Origin of the sequence: Paenibacillus puldeungensis, from assembly GCF_042678945.1 — a bacterium.
In the GTDB taxonomy this organism is placed as follows: Bacteria; Bacillota; Bacilli; order Paenibacillales; family Paenibacillaceae; genus Fontibacillus; species Fontibacillus puldeungensis.
Window position 1 is genome coordinate 1 of record NZ_JBHTLM010000039.1, and the last position, 13569, is coordinate 13569.

Consider the following 13569-nt stretch of genomic DNA (forward strand, 5'->3'; position numbering starts at 1 on the left):
TCCTACTGAAATTCCTGTTTGATCAAGGCAATGCTAAGGTTCATCCGAGCGCCACACTGACATTTGCCGAATTCGATCGGTTATTTACTTTGCAATTATTGCCACCGGAGTGGAGAGTGTATTTGGCCAACGACGTGGTTTTCCCTTCCATAATTTAGATAATCAACAGACGTGTACGAAATGCAACTAAAATTCCAAAAGCTTCAATTTATGCAGAATTAGCTGTATGAAATACATCTACTAGCGGATGGTGAGAGACAATAACAAAAGCCTGCGGCTGATCTCCCCTGAAAGTAAGCCTAATAGATCGGTAAGATTTTTAAAAGCTGCAGGGAGCAAGAAGTAGAACAGAAGAGGGAATGGGTATGGGGTGGAAAGTTTACGGCCCGCCTTTAAAGTCGTGTTCTGACCCTATCATCCATTCCATAAGAACACGACATTAACAGCGGGTGAAACTCCATACCCATCCCTCCTATCCCTCCTATCCCTCCTATCCCTCCAATGTAGAAGTCTAAGCTAACTCAAAGGACGCCGTCAGGCGCCTTTGTTACTTATGAATTCCAGCAATCGTAGCCCAATTTATCCCGTAAGGGAGTTCGAACGATTAGCTGCTCTTTTTTTGCAGAAAAATCCACCACTGCGGATCAAATCCGTCCACCGCGATTTCTTCGCATTCCGTAACTTCACGCAGCCATTTTCGCGTCAAGGGAACCATATGCTCAAATAAAGCAGGGGGGTAACCCCAGTCCAAATCCAACTGGAACATGTAATGATTCATGGCGATGATTCCGTTTGGCTTCAATACCTGAAGTAGCGTATCGATCAGCTGCAAAAAGGGCTCTTTTGCATGTAGTTCAAGGGTGTTCTGCACTATTTCCTGCTGAAGAATTTCAATCATCCGGGGCAAAGTTTCCATCCAGTCGGAGAAGGTCGTATCGATCCCCACCCGGTCGCATAGGATCGCTTGGATCACATCGTTAATGGCATGCTGGAAAGCGATAATATCAACGGCATTGTGGCCGAGGTGTTCAGCAATATGGGCTGCATCATCCTCAATAACTTCAAGATTTAGTCCAAGGTTTTCGGTTTTTCGAAGTAAGCTGGCATTTAAGCTCTTGTTCATATTGGCGGTGATGTAGCGTCCGTTTAGATGAGTACGGGCCATAACTTGGGGGATCATGTCGGCATCGCCGGTTGCTACCTCCAGCAGGGTAAGGTCTTGCTCCGGGTGCAGTGTCTGCAGCACTTCAGCCCATCGGGCCCTAAAATAGACATCGTTGACTACGGTAAAGCTCATGATCGGCTTTTCAAGCAGATTTACGAGCTGGATAGCGACCTCTTCGCTGGACAAAGATTCGAACTGATCGTATTCACTTTCGTTCAAGTAAGTATGGGCGCATTCTTTCAAGATCGGGAGCCATTTCAGACAATCATCAAGCGGCTTCATATACCCAGAATCCTTTCAAAATATGTAATAGGTGCCAATCTCAAATTAGTATGATGCTTCGGAAAACACTATGAGGATTGTTACAAAAGAGGTAGTTATTGAAACGAGACGTGACAGAACGTATACTGAAATATTATAATGAGCAAAGGAATCATCGGATTTTAGCTCTTTACAGTTTAACAGTTTAAAGGGGGAACGCAGCATCATGAGTTTACGTTACTTAACGGCCGGGGAGACGCATGGTCCCCAGTTGACTGCGATTATTGAGGGATTACCTAGTAATTTGGTGCTGGATTTCGAGGCGCTTAACTTTGAATTGGCCCGTCGGCAGAAAGGTTACGGACGGGGACGTCGGATGCAAATTGAGAAGGATACCGCCCAAATCGTTGGGGGGGTTCGACACGGATATACAACCGGTGCGCCGGTAGCGCTTGTTGTTGAAAATAGCGATTGGAAGCACTGGCAAAACATCATGAACATTGAGCCAATTGAAGGCACGGATGAGGAGAAGCGCAGAGTTCATCGGCCTCGTCCTGGCCACGCGGATTTGAACGGAGGGCTTAAATATAATTTAAAAGACCTTCGAAACGTCCTGGAGCGCTCCAGTGCCCGTGAAACAGCCGTACGCGTTGCTGTTGGCGCTGTTGCCAAGCAGCTGCTTGAGCGTTTTGGTATCCGCATTGCCGGGCAGGTGATTCGTATCGGGGAAATCGAGGCGCCACCGCATCAATTGCCGCTGGAAGAGCTAGCTCGCGTTACCGAGGCCTCATCGGTTCGCGTTGTCGACCTGGAGACGGAGAAGAAGATGGAAGAATATATTGATAAGATCAAAGCAGAAGGAGATTCCATTGGCGGCATTGTGGAATGTATCGTCGAAGGGGTGCCGATTGGACTTGGCAGCCACGTACAATACGACCGCAAGCTGGACGGACGGATCGCACAGGCGGTCATGTCGATCAATGCCTTCAAGGGCGTGGAGATCGGGATCGGATTTGAAGCTGGCACGCTGCCGGGTTCTCAGGTGCATGATGAGATCCTGTATAGCCAGGAGCGCGGCTATTACCGGGCGACCAACCGGCTCGGCGGTTTTGAAGGCGGGATGACAAACGGGATGCCGGTCGTCGTTCGCGGCGTGATGAAGCCGATCCCGACGCTGTACAAACCGCTGCAGAGTGTGGATATCGATACCCGGGAGCCTTTCGCCGCTCAGGTTGAGCGTTCCGACGCCTGCGCTGTACCGGCAGCCAGCGTTGTGCTGGAGCACGTGGTGGCTTGGGAAATCGCCAAAGCGTTTCTCGAAAAATTCGGCGGGGACTCCATTGAGGAAATCGAGCGTAATTACCAAAACTATCTCGCCCAGTTGGAGAGCTACTAATGAGAACATTACAGGTAGACTTAGGCGAGCGTTCTTATCCGATCTACATCGGCGGCGGCCTTCTCGGCAGGGCGGGGGAGTTCTTTGAGCAGCATGGCCTCGCGAAGAAGAGCCCTGTGCTCATTGTGACTGACGACCATGTGGCTCCGCTGTATCTTGACACCGTTACGAAATCGCTGAGTGAGCAGGGTTACCGTGTGGTCAGTAAGGTAGTTAAGGCGGGCGAGAAATCGAAGTCACTCGAAGTGTTTGAGGACGTGATGACAGCGGCAATTGAAGGCGGTCTTGACCGTCATTCCGCCGTGGTCGCGCTGGGCGGCGGCGTCGTTGGCGATTTAGCCGGCTTTGTGGCGGCTTCCTATATGCGGGGCGTATCGTTCGTACAGATGCCAACGACGATTTTGGCCCATGACAGCAGTGTGGGCGGAAAAGTAGCGGTCAACCACCGACTGGCCAAAAATATGATCGGCGCCTTCCATCAGCCCAAAATGGTGCTTTACGATGTAGACAGCCTGCAAACACTGCCGATTCGGGAAGTCCGCGCCGGGCTATCGGAAATGGTTAAGCACGGCCTTATTTGGAATGCTGCCTTTGCGGATTGGTGCCGTCAGCATACAGCTGACCTGCTTGCGTTAGATCCCGAGGCGCTCGGCTACGGACTCACCCAGGGCTGCTCGATCAAAGCGCAGGTTGTGTCCGTGGACGAACGGGAGCAGGGACTACGGGCGATCCTAAACCTGGGGCACACGCTCGGCCATGCGCTGGAAGCAATCGGCGGGTACGGCGAGTTTCTGCATGGTGAGGCGATCTCAATCGGTATGGCCGCAGCAGCGAAACTGGCGGTCAACCGCGGGAGAGACTTATCGATATATGAAGAAACGGTCAGCGTGCTGAAAGGTTTCGGTCTGCCAACGGCGATGCCGCAGCAGCATGATGAGCATGCCATCATCGCGGCAATGATGCACGACAAGAAATTCAAAGAGCAGCAGCTCGTGTTCGTGCTGCCTGTAGAGATTGGCAAAGTCGAGATTGTCGCTGACGTCACACTGGATGAAGTGCGGCGGGTTATCGCGGAACTGAAGGAGGAAGGACAGCATGTATAACCGAGGAATTCGCGGTGCAACGACAGTCTCCCACAACGAGGAACAGGAAATGCTTCAAGCTACCGCGGAATTGCTAAAAGAAATTGTCGAGCGAAACGAAATCGAGCCGGAAGATATTTGCAGTGTGTGGATCACTGTTACGCCTGACTTGGATGCGACCTTTCCGGCGAGAGCAATCCGTGTTTTGTCTGGTTGGGATATGGTTCCGCTCATGTGTTCCACGGAAATTCCCGTGAAGGGTGGGCTTCCGAAGTGCATTAGACTGCTGATTCAGGTCAATACGAACAAAAGCCAGCGGGAAATGAAGCACATCTATTTAAATGAGGCTAAGAGCTTGCGTCCGGATTTAAGTACATCCAGCTCTTAATACGACATTACTGCACCTTCCCAGTAAATGATGGTTGCCAAACGAGCGCGGGATAAGGTATAGTAATGCTAAGATTTTTTAGTGAGAGTAAATAGTTATAGTTAGAGCTGAGTAGAGAATAGTTGAGATGAGCCGAGTTTAGCTGAGAGAAACGTCATTTTTTCGATAGCGAATAGTTTATTTGCGTTATCTATTTCGATGAGCAGAATGGGTTTACGGTTTCGGGAATGAACGTATATACATGTACCCGGGCCGCCATAAGGTGGATGCCTACCCGTTTTGTCGCCGATTGTGATCGCTAGCTTTCGTTGTTGGAGTAGATGACCTTTCGATAAACCGCAAATCCCAGAACCTCTACTTCGGTAGAGGTTTTTTTGTTTGTATTTATTAAATTCCAAGTCCCGAAAAGGAAGTGAACTCTCATGGCAACCCCGCAAGTGGAACAAGTCATTGCCTTAGCTAAAGATTACAATTTGATTCCGATTACCAGAACGTTGCTTGCCGATATGGAGACGCCGATCCGGATCTTTCGCCGTGTTGCGCAGCGGGAACGTGCATTTTTGCTGGAGAGCGTGGAGGGTGGCGTTCAATGGGCACGTTATTCCTTCGTCGGCACCGATCCGTTCCTGATGATCTCAGCTAAGAAAGGCCAAGTGTCGGTGGAGAAGAACGGGCAGAAGCAGACGCTGCGTTCCGGCAAACCGCTCGATGAACTTAAGGCCATTTTGCGGGGCTACCGTAGTCCAATGCTTCCGGAAATGCCGCCGTTCACCGGAGGGGCGATTGGGTTTTTCGGCTATGATTTACTGCAGTATTACGAGAAACTCCCAGTTCACCGGGTAGACGATTTGAACATGAAGGATATGCAGTTTATGTTCTGTGATCAGGTGATCGTGTTCGACCACGTGAAGCAGCGGATCATGCTCGTGGCGAACGTGCACATCAAGGAAGGCGACAGAGATGAGGATATTCGCCTTGCGTATGAGGAGGCGGTCAAGAAGCTCGATGCTGCGGCTGACCTGCTTCACCAAGAGGGACCGCTGGAAAGCTTTAACCGCAGACCGCTGCAGGCGGTGACTGACCTGGGAGACGTAAGATCGAATCTTACAAAAGAGCAGTTTATCGCCAACGTAGAGAAGGGCAAAGAGTATATTCGGGCCGGCGATATTTTTCAAGTGGTGCTGTCCCAGCGGTTTCATATTGAAACGGAGGTCGATCCGCTGCATGTCTACCGGGTGCTTCGTACGCTGAATCCTTCGCCTTACATGTACTACCTCAAGCTGGACGAGGAGATTATTGTGGGCACCTCGCCTGAAGTGCTCGTCAAGGTGGAGGGCGACCGGGTGGAAACCCGTCCGATAGCCGGAACGAGGCCGCGCGGAGCTACGGAGAAGGCAGATCTGGAGCTGGAGGCGGAGCTGCTGCAGGATGAGAAGGAACGTGCGGAGCACCTGATGCTCGTTGACTTGGGCCGCAACGACATTGGCAGAGTTTCAGAATTTGGCAGTGTCAAATGTGATTCGTTTATGGAAATCGAACGCTACTCGCACGTGATGCACATGGTGTCTAAAGTATCCGGGCAGCTTCGCAAAGACAAGGATTTCTTCGATGCGTTCCTGTCGTGCTTACCGGCGGGGACGGTGTCCGGGGCACCGAAGCTGAGAGCGATGGAAATCATCGCTGAACTTGAGCGGGAAGCCCGCGGAACGTATGCGGGAGCGATTGGCTACCTCGGCTTTTCCGGCAATATGGATTCCTGCATCACGATTCGTACGATCGTGTTCAAGCAGGGTAAAGCCTATGTGCAGGCCGGGGGAGGAATAGTATGGGACTCTATCCCGGAGAACGAATATCAGGAGTCGGTCAATAAAGCGAAGGCGCTGCTGACGGCGATTCGTACGGCCGAGCTGATGTTCCCGAAGGAACCTAAGGCTGGCGACGTAATTAATCAGGACTATCTGTTTGAATATACCCCAGGAAAATAAGGGAGGAGAGAGAACGATGAATGGACAGAAAACGGTACAGGAAGGAATCAACCGCTTGATTCAAGGACAGGATTTAGGGCGAGAAGAAGCCCGCATCATGATGGGAGCGATCATGAACGGAGAATCGACTCCGGCACAAATCGGCGGACTATTGACAGCGTTACGTATTAAAGGGGAAACGGTGGAGGAAATTACGGGTTTTGCCGAAGCGATGCGCGGAGCAGCCAGCCGGCTTGATACGGAAACGCGCCAGCTGCTGGATACGTGCGGAACGGGCGGGTCAGGCATTCACAAGTTCAACATTTCTACGACCGCAGCGATTGTGGCTGCGTCGGTCTCAGTCCGCGTAGCTAAGCACGGAAATCGCTCGGCCTCGGGCCGCGCCGGTAGCGCCGACGTACTGGAGGCGCTGGGCGTGAACATTCAGCTGGATGCGGCGCAGGCGAAGCGCTGCTTGGACGAGATCGGGATCTGCTTCCTGTTCGCCCAGCTGTACCATCCATCCATGAAGCATGCGGCCGGTCCGCGCAAGGAGTTGGGCATCCGCACGGTCTTCAACATGCTGGGGCCGCTCACCAATCCGGCAGGCGCCGACCGCCAGGTGCTGGGGATCTATGACCGGAGTAAAACGGAAACGATTGCCGAGGTGCTTCGTGAGCTGGGCTCCAAGCGGGCGCTGGTGGTGAGCAGCGAGGAGGGGCTGGATGAAATCAGCATCTCATCTCCGACCCGGGTGTCCGAGCTGAAGAACGGCCAGGTAATCACCTACGATCTTCACCCGGAGGATCTGGGACTAAGAACTTATCCGCTCGGTGAAATGATCGGCGGGGATCCAACGATGAACGCTGCGATTATCGGGAGAGTGCTCCAAGGGGAAAAAGGGGCTTACCGTGATGTCGTTCTCGCCAATGCCGGAGCCTGCATCTATGTGGCCGGACAGGCGGACAGCATCCGTGAAGGGGCCGTGATTGCAGCGGAAGCGATCGACTCCGGCAAAGCGCTGGGGAAACTTACGCAGCTTATTCAGACCACGGGGGAACTAAGTTATGTATCTTGAGCGAATTGTTGAAACGAAAAAGAGCGAAGTTGAAAGGCTGGCGGTATCTTTTTCGCTACAGGAGGCAGAGAAAAGCATACTTCGGATGGAGCCGACCCGCGGCTTTCATCAAGCATTGACGAGCGGGCGAAAACGCGGGATGGGCCTGATTGCCGAAGTGAAAAAGGCATCGCCATCCAAAGGACTCATTCGTCCGGATTTCCATCCGGTAGAATTGGCGAGAAGCTATGAGTCAGCCGGGGCCGATTGTATTTCCGTGCTGACAGATGAGGTGTATTTTCAAGGCAGCGGCGCTTATCTGACTGCGATTCATGAGGCGGTCAAGGTGCCGCTGCTGCGCAAGGATTTTATCATTGACGAGCGGCAAATTTATGAAGCACGGCTGCTTGGAGCGGATGCGGTTCTACTGATCGTGGCGATTCTCAGCGACCAGCAACTGCGCAGCTTTCTGAACACGGCACAGGCTCTTGGGCTGGATGCGCTCGTGGAGGTCCATAATGAGCAAGAGCTCGAACGGGCCCTGCGACTGAATAGTGCTAATCTGATCGGGATTAATAACCGGAACCTGCGTACCTTCGAGACGTCCTTAGAGACGACTGCGATGCTGGCGAAGCGGATTCCAAAAGAGATAGCACTGATCAGTGAAAGCGGAATTCGGACCAAGGAGGATATGGACTTCTTAGCGGTAAACGGGGCAAAAGGGGTTCTGATCGGAGAGACCTTCATGCGCCGAGAAAAGGTGGAAGAAGCCGTTTATGAGCTGATGGGGCCTATCGAAAAAGGCAAAGGCAGCAGGCTGGGGAGTGAAAGTGAGGCAGCAACTCATGGGTAAGGTGGCCGTAAAAATTTGTGGACTTCAAAGCGTTGAAGTGCTAAAATCTATGATAAACTTACCTGTGGATTATGTCGGTTTTGTCTTCGCACGAAGCAAGCGTCAAATTAGCGGATTGCAGGCTGCGGGGCTGCTTCCCATATTACAGCAATGGACGAAGGGAGCTCCTCCGCAAAGTGTAGGCGTCTTCGTGAATCCTTCCATCCGTGAGCTGAGAGATGTGCTATTGCGAGCTCCGCTTGATGTTTTGCAGTTGCACGGTACGGAAAGCCCGGAATTTTGCCGGGAAGTGAAAGCGAACTTTGGACTGAAAGTTTTCAAAGCACTATCCGTGAAAAAAGACGGATCGGTTCATGGCGAACTTTCCCTTGAACGGTATGACGGGCTGCTGGATGGGCTTTTGCTCGATACGTACGACCCGGAGTATGGCGGGGGATCTGGAGTTGCCTTCGATTGGGCTGCGGCAGCACCGTACCAGAACTGGGCTAAACAGCAAGGTATCCCTTTGATTGCAGCGGGCGGTCTACATTCGGGAAATGTGCAGGAGATGATCCGCACGCTAGGTCCCGACGGGGTAGACGTATCCAGTGGCGTAGAAACTAACGGGGTTAAAGATATCGCCAAAGTGGCAGCATTTGTGGAGAGGGTGAAGGAGATATGAAACAGGTACCTGATGAACATGGCCGTTTCGGTCCTTTCGGGGGACGTTATGTGCCGGAAACGTTGATGAACGCGCTAATTGAGCTTGAGGAGTCTTATTTAAAATATAAAGACGATCCCGATTTTCAGCAGGAGATTAACTACTTGCTGAAGCAGTACTCCGGGCGCGAAACACCGCTTTATTACGCGGAACGTCTGACCGAGCACCTGGGTGGGGCCAAAATCTACTTGAAGCGTGAAGATCTCAACCACACGGGAGCGCATAAAATCAACAATGCGATCGGCCAGGGGATTTTGGCCAAACGGATGGGGAAGAAAAAGGTGATCGCCGAGACGGGAGCGGGCCAGCACGGCGTTGCAACGGCAACAGTAGCAGCTTTGCTTGGCCTGGAATGCAAAGTGTTTATGGGCGAAGAAGACACCAAACGCCAGCAGCTGAATGTATTTCGCATGAAGATGCTTGGTGCTGAGGTGATCCCGGTCATGTCTGGGACGAGAACGCTGAAGGATGCCTGCAACGAAGCGTTAAGATACTGGGTCAGCAACGTGCAGGATACGTTCTACATCCTTGGTTCTGCTACGGGGCCTCATCCTTATCCGATGATGGTGCGAAATTTTCAGCGGGTGATTGGCGACGAGACGCGCCGGCAAATCTTAGAAGCAGAAGGTCGGCTGCCACAGATGCTCGTAGCTGCAGTTGGCGGTGGCAGCAACGCGATTGGCATGTTTTATCCTTTTATCGAGGACACAGCAGTTCGGCTTGTCGGGGTAGAAGCTGCCGGTAAAGGGATCGATACCGAGTTCCATGCCGCTACGATGACCAAGGGGAGAAAAGGCGTATTCCAGGGCTCGATGAGCTACTTGCTGCAGGATGAATACGGCCAAGTGCAGCCGGCCCATTCGATTTCGGCGGGGCTGGACTATCCGGGTATCGGACCTGAGCACTCTTACTTGAAGGATATTCACCGTGCTGAGTATTATCCGATCACTGATCAGGAGGCGCTTGATGCCCTGCAGCTGCTCTGTTTGAAGGAAGGTATCATTCCGGCGCTGGAATCGGCGCATGCCGTGGCACAAGTCGTGAAAATGGCCCCGAAAATGAGTCGGGACGATATAATTGTCATCTGTCTTTCCGGGCGCGGCGACAAGGACGTAGAATCGATCATGGCCTACACGGAAGGCGGTGAGGCGCTATGAGTACAACAGCAGTAAATTTGCTGGACAAGACGTTCGCACAGCTAAAATCTGCCGGGAAAACGGCCTTGATTCCGTTCATTTCAGTCGGTGATCCCGACCTCGGTACTACGCTTGACATCCTGAAAATACTGGAGCAAGCCGGTGCCGATGTGGTGGAGCTTGGGGTTCCATATTCCGATCCTTTGGCAGACGGTCCGGTCATTCAGCGGGCGTCCGCACGGGCGCTTGTGCATCATGTTACGATCGAGACCGTGATCCAAACGGCGCTTAAGGCAAGAGAACAGGGAACCAACCTGCCATTCGTGCTGTTTACGTATTATAATCCCGTCCTGCAGATGGGGCTGGAGCGTTTCTTCAAGATGCTGCAGGAATCCGACATTAGTGGCCTGATTATCCCCGATCTTCCCTTTGAGGAATCCGGCGAGGTGCTGGCGCTAGCGGATGCCGCCAACGTCAAGCTGGTGCCGCTCATAGCCCCAACCTCCAGCGGTCGAATTACGGAAATTTTAACCCGTGCCCGGGGATTCGTCTACTGCGTATCCTCCATGGGAGTAACCGGTGAAAGAGCGGCCTTTGACGCTGTAGTCGATGAATTTATCGCTTCCGTCAAAGCGCAAACGGAGCTGCCCGTCGTCGTTGGGTTCGGCATTTCCAGCGCTGAGCAGGTCAGACGGTTTTCTCACATTTGTGACGGCGCAGTTGTCGGGAGCGCGATCGTCCGTAAAATCGAAGAAAGCCTACCTCTGCTGGGAAGCGAGTCCACGAAAGAGCAAGGTTTGTTGCAAATTCGAGACTTTGTGGCACAATTGAGAATATAGAATTTGTACCAGGGAGGAGATAAACCATGTTGCCCAAACCCCAGATCGTAAATTTACCGGTATATCAACCGGGCAAGCCTATTGAGGAAGTTAAAAGAGAGCTTGGCCTCGACGAGGTCATCAAGCTCGCTTCTAATGAAAACCCATACGGCTGTTCCCCCCGCGTTCGCGCGGCGATTGAGCATGAGCTGTCGCAAATTAGCCTATATCCCGATGGCAGCGCCGCGGAATTAACGGCTGCTCTTGCGGATCACCTTGGCGTCAGCCGCGAACAAATCATTTTCGGCTGCGGCTCAGATGAAATCATTGCGCTTATTGCGCGGGCTTTTCTTTTGCCGGGTGACGAGACGATCATGGCGGATCAGACGTTTTCGGTATATAAGAGCAATGCGGATATAGAGGGTGCAGTAAGTATCGAGGTGCCGCTGAAAAATGGCGCTCACGATTTGGAGACCATGCTAAGCCATGTAAGCACGCGTACGAAAATCATTTGGATTTGCAATCCAAACAATCCGACAGGAACGATTGTTTCGAAGTCCGAATTGATCTCATTCCTTGATCGGGTGCCTGGTCAAGCGCTGGTCGTCCTGGACGAGGCGTATGCTGAATTCGTGACCGATGCCTCCTATCAGGAGGGGATCGCTCTGCTTGATAAGTATCCGAACCTAGTTGTGCTTAAAACGTTCTCGAAAATTTACGGATTAGCCTCTTTGCGTATAGGGTACGGCGTTGGACAGATCGGTGTCATTAAGCTGATCAATCAGGTGCGTGAGCCGTTTAATACGACCCGGATTGCGCAGGCGGCAGCAAAGGCAGCCTTAGCTGATCAGGAGTTCGTTAACGATTGCCGGACTAAAAACAGCCGCGGAATAGACTATTTGTTCAGCCAATTTCAACGGTTGAACCTGGCTTATTTTCCGGCACACGGCAACTTTATAATGGTGGACGTAAAGCGGCCGGCTGTAGAAATGTTCCAGTCGTTACTTACGCTTGGCATTATCGTTCGGGCCGGTTTTTCTAAATACCCGAATTACATTCGGGTGAGTGTCGGCACAGATGAGCAGAATCAGAAATTCATTACCGCGTTGGAACAGGTGCTTGGCGAGTAAGAACAACGCAGCGCTAACCGGTTCATTTGCAGAAAACGAGTGTGAAAAATATGACAACGAAAATTGCCATTTTTGGAGTAGGTTTAATCGGAGGCTCGCTGGCGCTTTGCCTGAAAGGCAAGCCGGGATTAACCGTCGTCGGCCACTGCCATCGTCCGGAATCTTTAAAGCGTATTATGGAGCGCGGCGTCGTGGACGCCGCGACGCTTTCCATGGAAGAGGCGGCCTCGGACGCCGATTTTATTTTTTTGTGCGTACCGGTCGGAAATCTCGAGGAATATTTGGAGAAGCTGAATAACCTTTCACTGAAGCCCGGCTGTATCATCACGGATGTGGGCAGTACCAAGGCGGCGGTGGCCGCCCGCGCTGCGAGCCTGTCGCGTCCGGGCGTGCATTTTATCGGTGGCCATCCGATGGCTGGCTCGGAGCGGTCCGGCGTAGAAGCAGCCTCAACCTTGCTGTTTGAGAATGCCTACTATGTCCTAACTCCATCACCTGATGTGCCGGAGGAGGCCTATGAACGGCTGGAGCAGCTTTTGGCCTATACCAAGGCGCAAATTGTCCGGGTCGATCCCGTGATGCATGATGAAATCGTCGGCGCGATCAGCCACCTGCCGCATATTATTGCGGTAGCGCTGGTGAACCAGGTGTGCGACTACAACAGCTCTAACGGGCTATATCGAATGCTTGCCGCCGGCGGTTTCCGGGACATCACGAGAATTGCGTCCAGCGATCCCGTGATTTGGCGGGATATTCTGCTTAGCAATCGGCAGGTGCTATTGCACCTGCTAAAGGACTGGAACCAGGAGATCGGGGGCTTCATTTCCTTGCTTGAGGATCAGGACGGACAAGGGATTGAGGAGGCATTTCAAAAAGCTAACCTATTCCGCGGAGAGCTTCCTGAACGCCGAAAAGGGACGATCACTTCGCTGTTTGACATTTATATCGACGTACCGGACCATCCGGGGATTATTGGACAAATCGCTACGGAGCTGGGCGTTCGCCACATCAACTTGAGCAATATGCAGATTATCGAAAGCCGGGAGGATGTCCCGGGGGTGCTGCGCCTGTCTTTCCGCCAAGAAGGGGAAATGGAGCGGGCAAAAGAGCATCTGCAATCATTAGGTTATACCGTATACGTTTAAAAGGTGAGCAGCGGAAAAGCTAAATTTTGGCTTTTCCGCTGGAAATGTAAGCGTACAAAAAAATGTATTGACATAATGAAAACGTATACAATATAATAAAAGTACAGTATGGTTTCTCTCCACTCCTATCCAATAACTTTTGCTCGATGGTGAGCAAGGGCCGCTTCGTAAGAAGCGGTCTTTTTTTTGCGCTTTAACTCTTTCAGGAGAACATAAAGCAGCCTGCTTCCTGTATCGGTTTAGGGGTTTGAACACTGGAAATAGGGAACAAATTATAGCCCAAAGTGCGATTACAGCCAGGGGGGCTCCATCCGGGTAAACGGAATGAAATTTAGCTGCATTTTATACACGCCTGTTGATTAACTAAATTATGGAAGAGGAGGCCGCGTTGTTAGCCAAATACACTCTCCACTCCGGTGGCAATAATTGCAAAGTAAATAACCGATCGAATTCGGCAAATGTCAGTGTGGCGCT

General features: G+C 52.0%; 12 protein-coding genes. 11 read left to right on the forward strand and 1 reads right to left on the reverse strand.

Going from position 1 to position 13569, the window contains the following annotated elements; translation table 11 throughout:
• Positions 1-604: 604 nt before the first annotated feature.
• A complete protein-coding gene (locus ACFQ3W_RS25800; RefSeq protein ID WP_379322115.1) occupies positions 605-1447 on the reverse strand; it encodes a hypothetical protein in 843 nt (280 codons plus the stop codon).
• A 205-nt stretch (positions 1448-1652) separates the two neighbouring features.
• Here ACFQ3W_RS25800 and aroC point away from each other — a divergent pair, with 205 nt between their 5' ends.
• From aroC to ACFQ3W_RS25855, 11 genes are all read left to right on the forward strand, one after another.
• Complete coding sequence (gene aroC, locus ACFQ3W_RS25805) at positions 1653-2822, forward strand: chorismate synthase (protein WP_379322116.1); 1170 nt, start codon at positions 1653-1655, stop codon at positions 2820-2822.
• Positions 2822-3925, forward strand: coding sequence for a 3-dehydroquinate synthase (aroB, locus tag ACFQ3W_RS25810; RefSeq protein WP_379322117.1), 1104 nt, complete (start codon positions 2822-2824; stop codon positions 3923-3925). The genes aroC and aroB overlap by 1 nt, the downstream gene beginning before the upstream one ends.
• Positions 3918-4292: a chorismate mutase gene (aroH, locus tag ACFQ3W_RS25815; RefSeq protein WP_379322118.1), complete on the forward strand. Its 375-nt coding sequence runs from the start codon at positions 3918-3920 to the stop codon at positions 4290-4292. Before aroB ends, aroH begins: the two co-directional genes overlap by 8 nt.
• Positions 4293-4714: 422 nt before the next feature.
• Positions 4715-6277, forward strand: a complete 1563-nt coding sequence (trpE, locus tag ACFQ3W_RS25820; RefSeq protein WP_379322119.1) for an anthranilate synthase component I — start codon at positions 4715-4717, stop codon at positions 6275-6277.
• Positions 6278-6293: 16 nt separating this feature from the next.
• Positions 6294-7334 (forward strand): anthranilate phosphoribosyltransferase, encoded by a 1041-nt coding sequence (trpD, locus tag ACFQ3W_RS25825; protein ID WP_379322120.1) that lies wholly within the window; start codon positions 6294-6296, stop codon positions 7332-7334.
• Positions 7324-8166 carry an indole-3-glycerol phosphate synthase TrpC gene (trpC, locus tag ACFQ3W_RS25830; RefSeq protein WP_379322121.1) on the forward strand — a complete coding sequence of 281 codons (843 nt, stop codon included), beginning with the start codon at positions 7324-7326 and terminating at the stop codon, positions 8164-8166. The genes trpD and trpC overlap by 11 nt, the downstream gene beginning before the upstream one ends.
• The gene (locus ACFQ3W_RS25835) at positions 8159-8827 is read left to right on the forward strand and encodes a phosphoribosylanthranilate isomerase (RefSeq protein WP_379322126.1); all 669 of its coding nucleotides are present in this window, start codon (positions 8159-8161) and stop codon (positions 8825-8827) included. Before trpC ends, ACFQ3W_RS25835 begins: the two co-directional genes overlap by 8 nt.
• Entirely contained in the window at positions 8824-10023 is a 1200-nt protein-coding gene (gene trpB / locus ACFQ3W_RS25840) for a tryptophan synthase subunit beta (protein WP_379322122.1), read from the forward strand. Before ACFQ3W_RS25835 ends, trpB begins: the two co-directional genes overlap by 4 nt.
• Positions 10020-10841, forward strand: coding sequence for a tryptophan synthase subunit alpha (gene trpA, locus ACFQ3W_RS25845; RefSeq protein ID WP_379322123.1), 822 nt, complete (start codon positions 10020-10022; stop codon positions 10839-10841). The genes trpB and trpA overlap by 4 nt, the downstream gene beginning before the upstream one ends.
• A gap of 26 nt (positions 10842-10867) precedes the next feature.
• On the forward strand, positions 10868-11950 hold the full coding sequence (gene hisC, locus ACFQ3W_RS25850) for a histidinol-phosphate transaminase (protein WP_379322124.1): 1083 nt from the start codon (positions 10868-10870) through the stop codon (positions 11948-11950).
• Between the two features lie 50 nt (positions 11951-12000).
• Positions 12001-13095 (forward strand): prephenate dehydrogenase, encoded by a 1095-nt coding sequence (locus ACFQ3W_RS25855; protein ID WP_379322125.1) that lies wholly within the window; start codon positions 12001-12003, stop codon positions 13093-13095.
• Positions 13096-13569 lie beyond the last annotated feature (474 nt).